The 16,285-nt window shown below is 53.2% G+C and carries 14 protein-coding genes; 6 read left to right on the top strand and 8 right to left on the bottom strand.

Translation table 11 applies throughout. The features are described 5' to 3' along the window. The first annotated feature begins 350 nt into the window (after positions 1 to 350). The gene (katG, locus tag THS27_RS18625; protein ID WP_085593569.1) at positions 351 to 2,525 is read left to right on the top strand and encodes a catalase/peroxidase HPI; all 2,175 of its coding nucleotides are present in this window, start codon (positions 351 to 353) and stop codon (positions 2,523 to 2,525) included. A gap of 160 nt (positions 2,526 to 2,685) precedes the next feature. On the opposite strand, the gene THS27_RS18620 is transcribed toward katG, so the two are convergent. Continuing rightward, positions 2,686 to 3,009 carry an HPF/RaiA family ribosome-associated protein gene (locus tag THS27_RS18620; RefSeq protein ID WP_085593568.1) on the bottom strand — a complete coding sequence of 108 codons (324 nt, stop codon included), beginning with the start codon at positions 3,007 to 3,009 and terminating at the stop codon, positions 2,686 to 2,688. A gap of 261 nt (positions 3,010 to 3,270) precedes the next feature. On the opposite strand from THS27_RS18620, the gene htpG reads away from it, so the two are divergent. The 3 genes from htpG to THS27_RS18605 all read left to right on the top strand — a co-directional run bounded on the left by htpG (position 3,271) and on the right by THS27_RS18605 (position 7,482). Next, entirely contained in the window at positions 3,271 to 5,160 is a 1,890-nt protein-coding gene (gene htpG / locus THS27_RS18615) for a molecular chaperone HtpG (protein ID WP_085593567.1), read from the top strand. A 110-nt stretch (positions 5,161 to 5,270) separates the two neighbouring features. Next, complete coding sequence (locus tag THS27_RS18610) at positions 5,271 to 6,053, top strand: SDR family oxidoreductase (RefSeq protein WP_085593566.1); 783 nt, start codon at positions 5,271 to 5,273, stop codon at positions 6,051 to 6,053. A 103-nt stretch (positions 6,054 to 6,156) separates the two neighbouring features. Then, positions 6,157 to 7,482, top strand: coding sequence for a deoxyguanosinetriphosphate triphosphohydrolase (locus THS27_RS18605; RefSeq protein WP_085593565.1), 1,326 nt, complete (start codon positions 6,157 to 6,159; stop codon positions 7,480 to 7,482). A 129-nt stretch (positions 7,483 to 7,611) separates the two neighbouring features. Here the strand turns inward: THS27_RS18605 and THS27_RS18600 are convergent, their stop codons facing one another. From THS27_RS18600 to THS27_RS18580, 5 genes are all read right to left on the bottom strand, one after another. Continuing rightward, positions 7,612 to 7,809, bottom strand: coding sequence for a YqaE/Pmp3 family membrane protein (locus THS27_RS18600; RefSeq protein ID WP_085593564.1), 198 nt, complete (start codon positions 7,807 to 7,809; stop codon positions 7,612 to 7,614). A gap of 225 nt (positions 7,810 to 8,034) precedes the next feature. Then, positions 8,035 to 8,901: a hypothetical protein gene (locus tag THS27_RS18595; protein WP_085593563.1), complete on the bottom strand. Its 867-nt coding sequence runs from the start codon at positions 8,899 to 8,901 to the stop codon at positions 8,035 to 8,037. Positions 8,902 to 9,140: 239 nt separating this feature from the next. After that, positions 9,141 to 9,935, bottom strand: a complete 795-nt coding sequence (gene xth / locus THS27_RS18590) for an exodeoxyribonuclease III (RefSeq protein ID WP_085593562.1) — start codon at positions 9,933 to 9,935, stop codon at positions 9,141 to 9,143. A gap of 29 nt (positions 9,936 to 9,964) precedes the next feature. After that, positions 9,965 to 10,651, bottom strand: a complete 687-nt coding sequence (locus THS27_RS18585; protein WP_085593561.1) for a fumarylacetoacetate hydrolase family protein — start codon at positions 10,649 to 10,651, stop codon at positions 9,965 to 9,967. Between the two features lie 269 nt (positions 10,652 to 10,920). Next, entirely contained in the window at positions 10,921 to 11,907 is a 987-nt protein-coding gene (locus tag THS27_RS18580; RefSeq protein ID WP_085593560.1) for a D-glycerate dehydrogenase, read from the bottom strand. 198 nt (positions 11,908 to 12,105) lie between these two features. Here THS27_RS18580 and THS27_RS18575 point away from each other — a divergent pair, with 198 nt between their 5' ends. Beyond that, positions 12,106 to 12,606: an SH3 domain-containing protein gene (locus THS27_RS18575; protein ID WP_085593559.1), complete on the top strand. Its 501-nt coding sequence runs from the start codon at positions 12,106 to 12,108 to the stop codon at positions 12,604 to 12,606. Between the two features lie 106 nt (positions 12,607 to 12,712). Here the strand turns inward: THS27_RS18575 and THS27_RS18570 are convergent, their stop codons facing one another. Next, positions 12,713 to 13,705 (bottom strand): oxidoreductase, encoded by a 993-nt coding sequence (locus THS27_RS18570; protein WP_085593558.1) that lies wholly within the window; start codon positions 13,703 to 13,705, stop codon positions 12,713 to 12,715. Between the two features lie 96 nt (positions 13,706 to 13,801). Here THS27_RS18570 and THS27_RS18565 point away from each other — a divergent pair, with 96 nt between their 5' ends. After that, positions 13,802 to 14,776, top strand: a complete 975-nt coding sequence (locus tag THS27_RS18565; RefSeq protein ID WP_085593557.1) for an AraC family transcriptional regulator — start codon at positions 13,802 to 13,804, stop codon at positions 14,774 to 14,776. A 31-nt stretch (positions 14,777 to 14,807) separates the two neighbouring features. Here the strand turns inward: THS27_RS18565 and THS27_RS18560 are convergent, their stop codons facing one another. Beyond that, the gene (locus THS27_RS18560; RefSeq protein ID WP_085593556.1) at positions 14,808 to 16,208 is read right to left on the bottom strand and encodes a class I SAM-dependent RNA methyltransferase; all 1,401 of its coding nucleotides are present in this window, start codon (positions 16,206 to 16,208) and stop codon (positions 14,808 to 14,810) included. Positions 16,209 to 16,285 lie beyond the last annotated feature (77 nt).

Here is a 16,285-nt window from a genome sequence, read left to right as displayed (position 1 = left end):
ATCGTTTTGTGGCACCACGACGTTACACGGATAAATTTGTGCGCAAAAACAAACCCTATGGTAGATTTTAACGGAACAACAAACACCCAAAGACACATGGGCAACGACGCAGGTTTAAATCGGGGCACGTAGCTGTTTATGACTTTCGCCTTCAGTAATAGAAAAAAACTATCGAAAGTTAATAAATTTGTGAATTCACTTTAAAATACTGCATTGCTAGAGTTGCCGAAGTGAAGAGATTGCATCCCGAAATATGCAGTGCGGTCACAAAAAATTCGCAGTTAAACGGCACAGGGTCCAATCGCCATTTGCCGGTAAATTAGTCAACGAAGCCATGATCGGAGATTAAGATGGATGGAAACGGTAAGAATACAGCCGGTAAATGCCCGGTAATGCACGGCGCACATACCTCTACCGGTGAAACCAACACAGATTGGTGGCCCAACGCCCTGAACCTGGACATTTTGCACCAGCACGATACCAAAACCAACCCGCTGGGAACGTCCTTTAGCTATCAGCAGGCGCTAAAAGGCCTTGATGTTGACGCCCTGAAAAAAGACATGCACGCCCTGATGACCGACAGTCAGGAATGGTGGCCGGCCGACTGGGGACATTATGGTGGCCTGATGATCCGCATGGCATGGCATTCAGCCGGGTCCTATCGCCTGGCAGACGGGCGGGGTGGTGGCGGCACCGGCAACCAGCGTTTTGCCCCGCTTAATTCATGGCCTGACAACGTAAGCCTGGACAAGGCACGCCGTCTGTTATGGCCGCTCAAGAAAAAATACGGCAACAAGGTCAGCTGGGCCGACCTTTATATTCTGGCAGGGACCATTGCCTACGAATCGATGGGATTGAAAACATTCGGTTTTGCCTTTGGCCGCGAAGATATCTGGGCACCGGAAAAAGACACCTATTGGGGCGCTGAAAAAGAATGGCTGGCCCCCAGTGATGGCCGTTATGGCAACGTTGAAGACCCCACCACAATGGAAAATCCGCTTTCAGCGGTGCAGATGGGCCTGATTTATGTGAACCCGGAAGGGGTCAATGGCAGCCCGGACCCGATGAAAACAGCGGCACAGGTTCGCGAAACATTTGCCCGCATGGCAATGGATGACGAAGAAACCGCAGCCCTGACAGCCGGCGGCCACACCGTTGGTAAAACCCATGGTAATGGCGATGCCAGCCGCCTTGGCCCCGAACCCGAAGCCGCCGACGTTGATGCCCAGGGCCTTGGCTGGGCCAATCCGAACGGCAAGGGCGTTGGCCGCGACACCATCACCAGCGGCATTGAAGGGGCGTGGACGACCAACCCGACCAAATGGGATAATGGTTATTTCAAACTTCTGTTCGGTTATGAATGGGAACTCAAGAAAAGCCCGGCTGGCGCATGGCAGTGGGAGCCGATCAACATCAGGGAAGAAGACAAGCCGGTCGATGTCGAAGACCCGTCCATTCGTTGCATGCCGATCATGACCGATGCCGATATGGCCATGAAGGTCGACCCGACCTATCGCCAGATTTGCGAACGTTTTGCCAATGATCAGGAATATTTTTCCGACGTTTTTGCCCGCGCGTGGTTCAAACTGACCCACCGTGACATGGGCCCGAAAGCCCGCTATTTTGGCCCGGACGTTCCGAAAGAAGACCTGATCTGGCAGGATCCGATCCCGGCGGGCAGCACCAGCTATGACGTTGCCGCCCTGAAAACGGCGATTGCCAATAGCGGACTGAGCCTTTCGGAAATGGTCACCACCGCATGGGACAGCGCACGCACCTATCGCGGATCGGACATGCGCGGCGGTGCCAATGGTGCCCGCATTCGTCTGGCTCCGCAAAAAGACTGGGCTGGTAACGAACCGGCACGCCTTGCCAAAGTTCTGGGTGTGCTTGAACCGATTGCAGCCCAACATGGCGCAAGCCTTGCTGATACCATTGTGCTGGCCGGTAATGTTGGCATCGAACAGGCCGTGAAAGCCGCCGGTTTCAATGTTGATGTACCTTTCAGCCCGGGTCGCGGCGATGCCAGCGATGAAATGACCGATGCCGATTCGTTTGATGCCCTCGAACCGGTACATGACGGCTATCGTAACTGGCTAAAAGCCGATTATGCCGTCAGTGCCGAAGAAATGCTGCTTGATCGGACCCAGTTGATGGGCCTGACGGCCCCTGAAATGGTGGTTCTGGTTGGCGGGATGCGTGTTTTGGGCACCAACCACGGCGGTACCAAACATGGCGTTCTCACCGACCGTGAAGGTACGCTTAGCACCGATTTCTTCGTAAACCTGACCGACATGGCAAACACGTGGAAACCGGCAGGCAAAGATGTCTATGAAATCCGCGACCGTAAAACCGGTGCCGTAAAATGGACAGCAAGCCGGGTCGATCTGGTCTTTGGTTCCAATTCCATATTGCGTTCCTATGCCGAACTTTACGCACAGGACGATAATGGCGAAAAATTCGTAACCGATTTTGTCGCTGCCTGGACCAAGGTTATGAACGCAGACCGTTTTGACCTTGCCTGACAGTAATATCTGACATCAGTGCCCTATCCTTACATCCTTTATCCCTGCACCGCCCGCCGGTGCAGGGATTTTCTATAGGTAACGAACAACAACGGGGCGGCATCACATGCCGCCCCGATCCTTTCCCGGATAAAACCGCTATGATCTGCGCAGGGTCAGATCAATGATTGCGCATTTTCTCGGCATAGTCCTTTAGCTGCCGTCGCGCGGCCATAAAACTGTTTTTCAGCGCGATATAGACGTCCTCGTGCGCATGGTCGGCACTGTCGCGCTTGACCATAATTTCCTTTCCCGGAACGTTAATTCCAAAATGGACAGAATATTGCGTGCGCGCATGGGATGAATGGGGCTTTTCAATAACCACATGGCACGATGTCATGCGGTCGAAGGTTTCTTCCAGTTTCTCCACCTTAAAACGAATACGCTCGTCAAGCGCATCGGACTGATCAACATCACGATAGGTGATTTGCACGGGAACCTTCATATAGGGCCTCCTGTTTAAGGCTTGGACGTTCACAAGACTTTGCGCCTTGCATTTTATCCGGGATGACGCCCATCCCGGGGCAGGACCGACACCCTGTTTGCGGTGCCGGGAAAAACCATCTTTAATATAGATGTAGGATACAGGGCTTGCGCTGCAAGATGTGTTGACGCATATCAAGCAGATTAAGGTCGCGGGGGATATAATCGTATCCCTTGTAAATTGATGGTAAGTCCATTGATCCCAAAGGAGAAAACAGAGGTCATGACGGAAGAAAAAATGCGGTTCGAGGCCGAGGTCAGCCGCCTTCTCGACATCGTTGTCCACTCGCTTTATTCCAATAAGGACATCTTCCTGCGCGAGCTCATTTCCAACGCATCTGATGCGTGTGACAAGCTGCGCTACGAAGCCATTGGCAACCCGGAACTGATTGCCGGGGACAGCGAATTTAAAATTCGCCTGATGACAGATAATTTCCGCAACGTTCTGACCATCATTGATAACGGCATTGGCATGAACAAGGCCGATCTGGTGGAAAACCTGGGCACAATCGCCAATTCGGGCACGGCAAAGTTTGTTGAAGCCATGACCCAGGCCAAGGACGCGAAAAAAAGCGTCGATCTGATCGGGCAGTTCGGGGTTGGTTTTTATTCAGCCTTCATGGTTGCCAACAAGGTGGAAGTCATTACCAAAAAGGCGGGTGACAGCCAGGCCTGGAAATGGACATCGGATGGCAAGGGTGAATACACCATCGCCGAAACCGAAATGGAAGGCCGCGGCACCCAGATCACGCTGCATCTGAACGATGACGCCAAGGATTTCACCGAAGAACACCGCCTGCGCCACATCGTTAAAACCTATTCCGACCATATCGGCATTCCGGTTGTGCTGATGAAGGCCGATGGCGATGACGAAACCCTGAACGAAGCATCGGCCCTGTGGACGCGCCCGAAATCGGAAATCACCGACGAGCAGTACAAGGAATTTTACAAACACAGCTCGCACGCGTTTGATGAACCCTGGAAAACCATCCACTATCAGGCCGAAGGTGCCATTGAATATACCGGGCTTCTTTATATCCCGACCATGCGCCCGTTCGATTTGTATGATCCGTCACGCACCAATCACCTGAAACTTTATGTGCGCAAGGTTTTCATCACCGAAGGTGCCGACGAATTGCTGCCACCCTGGTTGCGGTTTGTATCGGGCGTGGTTGACAGCCAGGACCTGCCGCTTAACGTTTCGCGCGAAATGTTGCAGGACCACCCGCTGCTGACCAAAATCAAAAACGGCCTGACCAAAAAACTGCTTTCGGAACTTGAAAGCAGCGCCAAAAAGGACACCGAAGGTTACAACACCTTCTGGGAGGCCTTTGGCTCGGTCGTGAAGGAAGGGCTGTATGAAGATTATACCAACCGTGACCGTATCCTGAAGCTGGCCCGGTTCAAATCATCCAAAGCCGATGGCTGGACCAGCCTTGAAGATTATGTCAGCCGGATGAAAGAAGGCCAGAAAGCCATCTATTATATCAGCGGCGAAGACGTCGATGCCCTGCGCCGCAGCCCGCAGCTGGAAGGCTTTGATGCCAAGGGCGTTGAAGTCCTGCTGTTGACCGACCCGGTTGATGAATTCTGGATGCCGTCTGTCGGCCAGTTTGACGAAAAAGACTTCAAATCTGTCACCCGGGGCGGTGCCGATTTGAATGACGTCAAAACCGATGAAAATGAAGCCGACAAAAAAGACGACGCCGATGAAAAACCGGTGAGCGACGCCGAACTTGATACCCTGATTGCCGCGATCAAAATTGCGCTGGGTACCAATGTGAAAGATGTTCGCGAATCCGACCGTTTAACCAGTTCTGCCTGCTGCCTGATCGCCGATGAAAGCGACATGGACCTGCGGATGGAACGGCTGATGAAACAGCATAACCGGGTTGACGATGTCAGCACGCGCATTCTGGAAATCAACCCGAAACACAGCCTGATCAAAAAGCTGTCCGGTGTTGCCAATGCCGATGCCAAAGCTGATATCCTGAATGACGCTGCCCTGCTTTTGCTTGATCAGGCCCGCATTTTAGAAGGCGAAGCCCTGCCCGACCCTGTCGCCTTTGCCCGTCGCCTTGATCTGGTAATGGAAAAGGGGCTGGGCCAATAAGGCATCGGCCCTTACAAAACCCTTAAAATGAAGTGGCGCGTTCCCCAACGCGCCACTTTTTTAATATTTAAGGTTGTATTAATCGGCATTTACAAACACAGGAGCCCCGGATGAAACGCCTTGAAAACAAAACCTGTGTCGTTACCGGTGCTGCGCGCGGTATCGGTGCCGCCATTTGCCGGGCTTTTATCAACGAAGGTGCAAATGTCATCGCCACCGATTGTGACGAAACAGCCCTTCAGGCTTTTGCCCGCGAAACAAAATGCACGCCCGTTCACCATGATGTTGGCTGTGAAAAAGGCTGGCAGAACCTGGCAAAGGCGGTGCCGGAAATCGATGTTCTGGTCAATAATGCCGGCATCACCGGTTTTGAAAATGGTGTGGTTGCCCATGACCCCGAACATGCCAGCCTTGACGACTGGCAGGCCGTTCATCGCGTTAATCTTGACGGAACATTTCTGGGTTGCCGATATGCCATTGGCGCCATGCAAAACCGGCCTTCCGGATCGATCATAAATATCTCATCGCGGTCCGGCATGGTCGGCATTCCTCTGGCTGCCGCTTATGCCGCCTCAAAGGCTGCTGTTCGCAACCACAGTAAAACGGTTGCGCTTTATTGTGCCCAGAAAGGGTATAATATTCGCTGTAATTCCATTCATCCTGCCGCCATTTTAACACCCATGTGGGAACCCATGCTGGGTACTGGCCCTGACCGCGAAACACGGATGGCAGCCCTTGTGGCCGATACACCGGCCAAACGGTTTGGCACCCCCGCCGAAGTCGCCGCCGTAGCCGTGATGCTGGCATCGGACGAGGCTGCCTATATGACAGGGGCCGAACTTACCATTGATGGCGGCCTGCTGGCTGGGTCGGCTGCGGTGCCCGGTGCATAATTAAATTTTACCCAACCTGTTTTAGCAGCAGCAGTCTTAAGGTTATATCATGACCTTTGCGGCAAAGTGCGCCCATGACCGACACATTCAGGAACCAAAACAGATGATGAACTGGCAAAAACTGCTGTCCCCGGCCCGGTTGGGCACCCAACATTCATCTGTGGGAACCTTTGGCCGGTCCGATTTTCATAAAGATTACGACCGGATCATTTTTTCATCGGCCTTTCGCCGCCTGCAACGCAAAACCCAGGTTCACCCCCTGCCTGAAAACGACAATATTCACACCCGGCTGACCCACAGCCTGGAAGTTTCCTGTGTTGCGCGGTCAATGGGGCTGATGGTAGGGCATCGTCTGGCGGAAAAACAGCATCTTCCCGACCATGTCGAGGCCGATCATTTGGCCGCAATCAGCCAGGCCGCCGCCTTGGCCCACGATATTGGCAACCCGCCTTTTGGTCATGCCGGGGAATATGCCATTCGCCAATGGTTTGCCGAAGCCGACGAAAAATTCCTGGCGCCGCTCTCCGATGGTGAACGCGCCGATTTACTGACATTCGAGGGCAATGCCCAGGGTTTTCGGTTGCTGACCAACAAACGCACCGGCCTGCATGATGGCGGCATGCGCCTGACCTATGCCACCCTTGCCAGTTTCATCAAATATCCGTGGACGGCAATTGACAGCCCCTTTCCCGAAAAGCGCAAATTCGGCGCGTTTCAACAGGAAGCCCCGATGCTGGCAAAGGTGGCGGACGTCACCGGTCTGATCAGGCGGGGAGAAAATTGTTATGCCCGCCACCCGCTTGTTTATCTGGTCGAGGCGGCAGACGACATTTGTTATGCCCTGATCGATATTGAAGACGGGATCGAACTGGAACTGGTTGATTTTCAGGTATTTGAGAACCTGATCATGCCATGCATCCATGATGTACCAGGGGAATATCACCGCGAACAAAACGTTACGCGAAAAATGAACTTTCTGCGGGGGCGCATCATGACCGGGCTGCTTGCCGCGACCAGCGATGCCTTTATTGCCAACGAAGAACAATTGCTGGCGGGCGAAATGACGGGCGAACTTCTAAGCCATGTCGATGGCCCCTATAACGATATGATTTTACGGGCCAAGGAATTTTCCGAACAGCAGATCATTTTGAACCGCCGCAAGGTTCAGATCGAGGTTGGTGCCTTTGCCTGTATCGAAGTCTTGCTGGAAACCTTTTGTCGCACGGCACTGGAAATTCATCAGGCGCATAGCGAAAGCGAATTATCCTATCGCGCCGCACGGGTGCGTGAACTGATTGGCCGCGATGATTTACCAATCGGTGGCGGGCTTTATGATCTTTATCTGTCGATACTCGATTATATTTCCGGCATGACCGACGATTTTGCAGCCCGCCTGACCCGTGATATTGGCGGTTCGCAAGGGCGATAATTGCAATACACTGATCACGGTATAATACGGCACCACCCAATACCCGCATCGCTTCGAAGGACTAAACCATAAAAAAAACCCGGCACATATGACAGTGCCGGGTAACATGTCTGGTCCATTTTCGCCGTATCAGAACGTGCGATCGCCGAACGCGTTCTGGATCTTTTTGTCGGTATTATACTGGCTTAGCGCATAAACCGCCCAGATCGCAGCCGGAATCCAGCCGAGAAGGGTGATTTGCAAAATCAGGCAGATAATCCCGGCAAAAGGCCGCCCAATGGTAAAAAACAACAGCCACGGCAGCAATAAAGCAATCAGTAAACGCATTTCATATCCCTTGTTCAAATGCAGAACGGTTCTTTCCCATTCCATACAGATTAATCACGAAACCGCAGGCGCAACATTGTTAAAATATCAATCTCCTCGCGGCGCTATATAAGCGATAGAATTTGGCAAGTTTAGGGCTGTTTAGCCCTGATTTCATGCCTTTAGGCTTGCTGCAGCCTGCCCGACAAATACAGTATCAGGACAACGCCACTGCGGCCCCTGTTGTCATTCGCTATCGGACTTACCCGTGCCAAACAGACCTTTAACCGCATTTCCCACGGCATTCGCTCCATTTTTTAACGAACTACCGCCATCTGTGCCCGATCCGGCGGCTCCCGACGTTCCCAATGCCCCCAGCGGGGCCGTCAGGCTTTTGCTAAAATCACCAACACCCTGCATCAAACCGTCCATATTCAACTTTGAAACCGAGTTAATCACAGCACCGTTCATCGCCGATAAAATTTTCTCGGCAACCTGTGCAGGCGTTGCCCCGTTACTGTCGCGGCCGATATCGGTCAAATGCAGGTCAGGCAACGATGTTGACAGCTTTTTCCCGCCGAGGAAACTGGCCGAAATTGCCACAGAGCCATTCTGAATATACACGTGATCAATGACAACACGGGTGCCACTTTGATCCTCGTTGATTTGTTTGGCATCCCTGGTCGCATCATCACCGGCCGGCCCGGAAACACGACTGATAAAACTTTCAACATTGCGCTGGATCGTCGCAATATTGGATGTGTTATCGCCGACCTCGTAAATGATCGACGGCGCATCGATCATAACCTTTTCAACATGAATAACAGGCTCGGTCAGTGACGATCCATCAATCACAACCGAAATATCCCCTAGCGAAAAGGCCTGCTCGCTATAAAATCCATCCGGATTACCAATTTTCAGACCTTTGATCTCGGCGGTGTTCTGGGTGGTTTCAATCTTAACGGCATCAACGCTAACCTCGGCCTGGGTCACCCGCGTTCCGGCTTCCTCGATGGTCGATTTCACAATCGAATCAAGGTTGGCATAAAGATAAACAAGAAACCCGACAACGATCAGCACAATGATCGTCAGGCCAATCAGGATTTTACGCATATCATTTTCCCACTTCCGGAAATACTGGACGAACCGACATAATATCGAGCACAGGATTATTACGCCAAAGGCCCAATCGCTATTTCCTCTCCCCAAACCGGGGGAAAGTTTCCCATAAAAAAAGCACAGGAGGAAGAAAAATCCGCTGTTTCAAGCAGATACCTCGCCTGTGCTTCTTTTTGTATCGCGGCAGCCTTTGTACCGGTTCCTGACCACAAGAACCGGTTAATCTGCAAATATCAAACGTTGAACTCGGCAATGACTGGCGCATGATCCGACGGTTTCACCCAATCACGCGCAGTATCGTATACTGATGCCCTGGTGACTGTTCCGGCCAGTTCCGGTGTCATCCAAACATGGTCCAGCCGTCGGCCCTTGTTCGAGACCCGCCAGTCGCGTGACCGATAGCTCCACCAGCTAAACAGTTTTTCCGGTTCCGGGTAAATTTCACGCACAGCATCAATAAAATCGCCGCTTTGACGAAAACGTTCCAGCGCTTCCACCTCGACCGGGGTATGGCTGACCACTTTCAAAAGCTGCTTGTGCGACCAGACATCATTTTCCGACGGGGCAATGTTAAAATCCCCAACCAGCACGGCTTTACGTTCACCGGTCTGGCGGCGTTCTGTCCACCACTGAGTCATTTCCTGCAAAAATGACAGTTTATGCGCGAATTTTTCATTGATGGTAACATCGGGTTCATCCCCACCGGCGGGGATGTAAAAATTATGCACTTCAACGCCATTTTCAAACACCGCCATACAATGACGACGGTCTTCCTTGCCGCAAAAATGCTTAATTTCAGTGCCGGTAAATGGCATTTTGGAAATAATCGCCACGCCGTTATAGGATTTCATTCCATGCACGTGGCGATGTTTATAGCCCAGTGCATCAAAGGCCTCGTGGGGGAAATGCTCGTCGGGGCATTTTAATTCCTGCAAGCACAACACATCGGGCTGCTGGTCGCGCAAAAACTCTGCCACCTGGTCGATGCGCAAGCGCACCGAATTGATATTCCAGCTTACGATTTTCAAAACCGGCTCCGTTATTGGGGTTACTCAGGTTATTTCAATGTCACCGACAGTGAACCAACATTTTCAATCACCAGGTCCATGCGGTCGCCACGGACAACCGCACCAACACCTTCGGGGGTTCCGGTATAAAGCAAATCGCCCGCTTTAAGTTCGATCAGGGTGGAAAGATGAACCAGCGCATCAATCGCCGGCCAGATCATTTTGGCGGTTGTATCATTCTGGCGCACGGTATCGTTAACCGACAGCTGCAAATTGGTGTCAGCCGGGGTACCACAGGCATCTTTCGGGCGAATGGCCGAAATCGCGGCACAATCATCAAATGATTTGCCCATATCCCACGGCAAGCGGCGCTCCTTAAGGTCGCCCTGCACATCGCGGCGCGTCATATCAAGTCCGCAGGCATAGCCAAAAATTGCCTCTTCAATTGCCGCCCGGTCCAGATCCTTGCCACCCGCACCCAGGGCAACAACCAGCTCACCTTCATAATGCAAATCCTGCGTGGCAGAAGGATAGGCCAGATCGCCGTCACCAACCTTCAGGCAATTTGCCGGTTTCATGAAAATACAAGGTGGCGTGCTGGCCGGGTCCGACCCCATTTCACGCACATGATCGGCATAGTTTTTGCCAATGCAAAAAATACGATTTACCGGAAAAACATCGTCGCTGCCGTCAACCGGAACAGTCGTAACATCGGCAGGTGCAAACAAATAGGCCATTGGGGGAACTCCCTGAGAGACATTTATCCCCCAGTGATACCGAAGCCTGTGGCAAAAGGAAATGGCGCAACGTTCAAATTCGCCACACCCCTGTCAGGATATGTCAGGAGGAGCGATTAATTTACCTGACCACCCCAACCTGCCCGCCCCAAAATGACCCGATATATTTTACCCCGGCGGAACCGCAGCATAAAAAAGCCCGCCGTCTATCATTGCGGCAGGCTTTTGGCAGTTGATATTGATAGAGACCTGAAAACAGAACCTGTGTTTTACAGTAACCCTTCAATCACGCGGTCGGGCGGGGTATGTCCATCGACAAAGGTTTTAATGTTAATCAGCACCTTTTCGCCCATATCAATGCGCCCCTCGATGGTGGCCGACCCCATATGGGGCAACAGCACGGCATTGTTAAGTTCGATCAGTTTCGGGTTTACCGCAGGTTCATGTTCAAACACATCCAGCCCGGCCCCGGCAATTTCCTGATTGGACAACATCCGCGTCAGCGCGGCTTCGTCAACAATTTCACCGCGTGCGGTGTTAACCAGAATGGCGTGTGATTGCAAAAGCTTTAACCGCCGCGCCGACAGCAAGTGATAGGTCGCCGGTGTATGCGGGCAATTGACCGATACCACATCCACATGGGCCAGCATCTGGTCCAGGCTTTCCCAATAGGTGGCTTCAAGTTCTTCTTCAATATCGGGGTGAACCCGGCGGCGGTTATGATAATGCACCGACAGGCCAAATCCCTTGGCCCGGCGTGCCAAAGCCCGGCCAATGCGGCCCATGCCAACAATACCCAGGCGCTTGCCCCAAATACGGTGGCCCAGCATCAATGTTGGCCCCCAGCCATTCCAGTCGCCAGAACGAATAAGGCGTTCCCCCTCGCCGACCCGGCGCGAAACGGAAAGGATTAACCCCATCGTCATATCGGCGGTGTCTTCGGTCAGGACATCGGGGGTATTGGTCACAGTAATGCCGCGCTGGCGTGCTGTTTGCAGATCAAGATGGTCTATACCATTGCCAAAGTTGGCAATAAGACGCAAATTCGGCCCCGCATGGGCCAGAACCGCCGCATCGATACGGTCGGTAACAGTCGGCACCAGAACATCGGCATGTTTCACAGCTTCGATCAGGGCGGTTTTGTCCATCGGCGTATCGTCGATGTTCAACCGGCTATCGAACAGTTCCATCATGCGGGTTTCAATCGCTTCCGGCAACTTGCGGGTCACGATGACGAGGGGCTTTTTCTTGGTCATCTGCCGATCCTATGCGGTCTTTTAACTCTTTGCTGGCAAGATTGCTTTTTGGGCCTTTGCATCTTGCCGCAATGCAGTGATGCCACGGCCAAAGGTACGAAAGCAAGAATTTTGACGTCTTTTTTGTAATTTTATTTCTTAAATATCCGATTTTGACGATAAAGTCGGGTTACTGACCACAAAAAGGGAACCACCCCCATGCCTGCTGGGATGCGAAAGCTCCTTCTATTGATCGTATTATGCGGTTTTATCCTGCCAAACTTTGCTCTTGCACAAGAATCGGGCCTGCCGATCCCCCGGTTTGTTGCATTGCGGTCAGATAAGGTACATCTGCGTTCCGGCCCGGGGCTGCGTTACCCCAAGGTCTGGATTTATCAGCACAGCCATTTACCGATGGAAGTGGTATCGGAATTTGATACCTGGCGCAAAGTACGCGACTGGGAAGGCAGCGAGGGCTGGGTCCATCAAAGCCTGCTAATCGGCACCCGTTATGTCATTGTCACCGGCGATGAAATTACGCTTTATGCCGCAGCCGACAAAAATGCCCGGCCCATTGCCCTGGTTAAAGCCGGGGTTGTCGGCCGGGTGGAAACCTGCCCCAAAGGGGTCGACTGGTGCCAGGTCCAGTTTCAGGATTACGACGGCTGGGTGCAACGCCAGGGAATTTGGGGTGTCTATGACACCGAAACCATCGAATAAACGGGCGGCCCAAACCAGGCCGCCCTGTTAAATGCAGGGTCACATCAAAACAGGGCGACGATACGATATTAACCCTGTCAGGTCATGTTATTGCCAATAGGCAGCTTTATGACGCAGGAAAGGACACACCTGTCATTTTCTCGCTTAACTGCCACAGCTTTTCCGCCTGGTGCGGATCACAGGCCCACGGCCACACACCGGGAAAGAAAACCCCGACCGTTTCCGCATCGGCACTTACGACGGGGGAAATATCGCAATCTTCGCAATAAACCCCGCCCATACCGTTTAATTGCGGGCTGGTTGCACACCAAACCGTGGTGGCCGCCCCTTGTTCCAGTGTTTTTTTGCCTGTTTCAGGGTCGATAATTGGCGATCCGTCTTTGGCAACAAAACCGGTTGCCTGTAATGCCTCGGCGGACATATGCCGGCTAAGATTTGTGGCAAGAATACCGCCTGGATGCAGCGAAAAGGCCCGCACATCATGGGCTTTACCACGTTGATCAAGTGCCAGGGCAAACAAGGCATTTGCAGTTTTTGACTGACCATAGGATTTCCACGGGTCATAATCACGATTGTTAAAATTCGGGTCTTCCAGATCCACCGGCGCGTACCGATGCCCACGGGACGACACCGCCACCACGCGCGCCCCTTTGGCCTTGCACAAAGCCGGCCATAACCGCATCGTTAACTGAAAATGCCCCAGATGGTTGGTGGAAAACTGCGCTTCGTTGCCGCGATCATCGCGCAAAAGCGGGCTTGCCATCACAGCGGCATTATTTACCAGCACATGCAATGGACGCCCGGATGCCAGGAACGCATCGGCAAAGGCATCAATTGATGCCGGGTTCATCAGGTCCAGGTCCATAAGTTCTGCACCGGGCACCTCCGCCAGCGCCTTTTCCGCCCGGGCGCGGTCGCGGGTGGGCACAATCACCTGTGCCCCAGCCTTTAGAAAAACCCGAACCGTTTCCACGCCAAGCCCCGAATACCCGCCGGTAACAATGGCAACCTTACCTGTCAGGTCTTGTCCGTTGATAACATCGTTTGTCGTTGACGCGGCCTTGAACCCCGAGCCGATGGGCGCCTGTGCTGTTGTCATTTTGTGTCTCCTGTTCATACGGTGACACTTGATATAAGCTGGGAATTCTGAATGATGAATACGCTAAAGTCCCAATAAATTGCGCGATCGTACCAAATGACTGTTGATCCCCTGTCCGATGCCCTACATATTTTAAATGCTCGCAGCACCATTTCCGGGGCGATGAAAGCAGGCGGCAAATGGGCCTTGCAATTGCCGCCTCCTGACGGTGTAAAATTTAACGCCGTTGTCCAGGGTGGCTATTGGCTAATCCCGGACCCGCGCGAAGATCTATCAGCGGTCTGGATCGAAACCGGTGACGTTGTGCTGTTTAACGGGTGTTACGGCTATGTCATGGCCAGTGAACCGGGCCTGACGCCAATTGATGCCCGCAAGGCGTACCGGGACACCACAAATAATTGCCTTGTCATTGGCGAACAGCCGGATTGTTTTGTTCTGGGGTTGCATGTTCGCCTTGATATCGACGGGGTGGATTTTTTGACCGGCGTTTTACCCAAACTGGTGCGTATTCGCGCAGATAACCGGGAATCGGCGATTTTGCGCTGGTTACTGGAACAAATGATTGCGGAAAAGGACCTGGGTTTGCCAGGTCAGGCTGTGGCATCCAACCAGTTGGCACAATTGATGTTCGTACAGGTATTGCGGACCTATATTGCCAATGCCGACCCGCAGGAACGCGGCTGGTTACAAGCCATTGGCGACCCGCATATCGGCCCGGCCCTGCGCCATATCCACACCAGCCCCGCCCACGCATGGACCCTGGCCGAACTTTCCCAGAAAGTAGGCATGTCACGCACCAGTTTTGCCTTGCGGTTTCGCACCAGGGTTGGCATGCCGCCATTAACCTATGTGCAAAACTGGCGTATGCGCCTTGCCCGTCGCGCCCTTCGCGAACGTGATATTCCCGTATCCTCGCTCGCCCTTGAACTGGGTTACATGTCGGAAAGTGCCTTTAGCACTGCGTTTAAACGCAATACCGGCCTGTCCCCCAAACAATTTCGCACCACTGCCCGCCAGTTACACGAAAGGCCACAATCAGTTGCAGGAAACCCGCAGCAAACTGTGGCCTAACACACATAAAACAGGCACACCCGGCCCGTAATTACGCAGCAGCGGGCAACGTCCGGCGCAAAACGGCAAACATTTCAAGATGGGGCGACCACAAAAACTGATCGACCGGCACCACCTGTTGCAATTCATAACCACCATTACGCAACAGACGCATATCACGGGCAAAGGTTGCCGGGTTGCACGACACCGCCAAAATCCATTCCGGGCCAAAATTAGCCAAAATTTCGCATTGTGCCAGTGCCCCGGCGCGCGGCGGGTCAAACACCACAACATCGGCATCTTTCAGGGCTTCGGCATCCAGCGGCTGGCGAAACAGGTCGCGATGCACAACCTCGATCGGCGCAGATGCCCGACCAACGGCATATTGCATCGCCCGCACGGCAGCAATATCCCCCTCAACCGCCATGACCCGGCGCCGGTCACCGGTTAAGGCCAGCGGAAAGGTGAAACTGCCAATTCCGCAAAACAGGTCAATCACCTGACGGGCAGGAATGCGCGACAATGCGCTGGCAATGGCATTGGTAAGGGCCGTTTCGCCCTGTTTGGTTGCCTGCAAAAAACCACCCGACGGAACAAACACCGGCACATCGGCAAAACGAACTTCCGGCGTACGGCGCTGGGCAACGGGTTCGGCTGCGTGATCGCCCACTTTCCATGCCAAACGGGCAAGATCAACGTGATCAGCCAGTTCGGCCAGGCCCTGGCGCAAATCAAGGTTGGGCTCATGGGTGGCGCCAATCATGACATCAAGGCCGTTGTCGGCAGCATTGACCACGACATTGCGAATGATGGCAACGGTTTCACGCGGCAATGATTCGAGAAACGCCTGGCACTGATTTCTAAAATCTACAATCGCCGGCAGCAAAACAGCACAATCGGAAACATTGACGATATGGTGACTAAAACGTTCGGTAAAGCCGACAAAAACGCCGTCCTGCGTACAAATAACCGAAAAATCGGCCCGGCGGCGGCTGGCGGGCGGCGATGTTTCAAGGGCAGCAACCATGTTTTCGGCCGCCCCGGCATCGGAAATACCGGCCCGCATCACAGCCTGCACCGCACGATGCCGTTTCCAGATGCGATAATCCTCGTCAGGAAGATGCTGTAACGAACAGCCCCCACACTGGTCATAATGCGAGCATTTGGCGGCTGCATGGTCTTTGGGGCGTTTTTGAACCGCGACAACCTCGGCGCCATATCCGTCACCGCGTTTTTGACGCAGCTTAACGCGAACCTCATCGCCGGGCAGCACCCCGTCGACATAAACCAATACCGATTTTCCCCCAATGGCTGTGGTTTCGGCCAAACCGTCTCCTCGCGCGCCGATATCGGCAATTTTAACATCAACCTCAACCCCGATCAGCGGGTCACGCCGGGGCGCTCCGGAACGACGGCCGGGACGGGAACGAGGATTGCGCGCGCGGTTTTTCATAATCGATCTCTTATACGGGATAAAATTTCAAACCTGCCTTGGCCTTCATCGCGCGATGGCGTTTTTCTGTCACGATG

This window comes from Thalassospira sp. MCCC 1A01428 (genome assembly GCF_002115825.1).
Classification (GTDB): Bacteria; Pseudomonadota; Alphaproteobacteria; order Rhodospirillales; family Thalassospiraceae; genus Thalassospira.
This window is presented reverse-complemented; position numbering and strand designations above follow the sequence as displayed.

Excerpts from the sequence above, each read along its gene's own strand:
- katG (WP_085593569.1), top strand. The coding sequence starts at position 351 with ATGGATGGAAACGGTAAGAATACAGCCGGTAAATGCCCGGTAATGCAC.
- THS27_RS18620 (WP_085593568.1), bottom strand. The coding sequence starts at position 3,009 with ATGAAGGTTCCCGTGCAAATCACCTATCGTGATGTTGATCAGTCCGAT.
- htpG (WP_085593567.1), top strand. The coding sequence starts at position 3,271 with ATGACGGAAGAAAAAATGCGGTTCGAGGCCGAGGTCAGCCGCCTTCTC.
- THS27_RS18610 (WP_085593566.1), top strand. The coding sequence starts at position 5,271 with ATGAAACGCCTTGAAAACAAAACCTGTGTCGTTACCGGTGCTGCGCGC.
- THS27_RS18605 (WP_085593565.1), top strand. The coding sequence starts at position 6,157 with ATGATGAACTGGCAAAAACTGCTGTCCCCGGCCCGGTTGGGCACCCAA.
- THS27_RS18600 (WP_085593564.1), bottom strand. The coding sequence starts at position 7,809 with ATGCGTTTACTGATTGCTTTATTGCTGCCGTGGCTGTTGTTTTTTACC.
- THS27_RS18595 (WP_085593563.1), bottom strand. The coding sequence starts at position 8,901 with ATGCGTAAAATCCTGATTGGCCTGACGATCATTGTGCTGATCGTTGTC.
- THS27_RS18585 (WP_085593561.1), bottom strand. The coding sequence starts at position 10,651 with ATGGCCTATTTGTTTGCACCTGCCGATGTTACGACTGTTCCGGTTGAC.
- THS27_RS18580 (WP_085593560.1), bottom strand. The coding sequence starts at position 11,907 with ATGACCAAGAAAAAGCCCCTCGTCATCGTGACCCGCAAGTTGCCGGAA.
- THS27_RS18575 (WP_085593559.1), top strand. The coding sequence starts at position 12,106 with ATGCCTGCTGGGATGCGAAAGCTCCTTCTATTGATCGTATTATGCGGT.
- THS27_RS18570 (WP_085593558.1), bottom strand. The coding sequence starts at position 13,705 with ATGACAACAGCACAGGCGCCCATCGGCTCGGGGTTCAAGGCCGCGTCA.
- THS27_RS18565 (WP_085593557.1), top strand. The coding sequence starts at position 13,802 with ATGACTGTTGATCCCCTGTCCGATGCCCTACATATTTTAAATGCTCGC.
- THS27_RS18560 (WP_085593556.1), bottom strand. The coding sequence starts at position 16,208 with ATGAAAAACCGCGCGCGCAATCCTCGTTCCCGTCCCGGCCGTCGTTCC.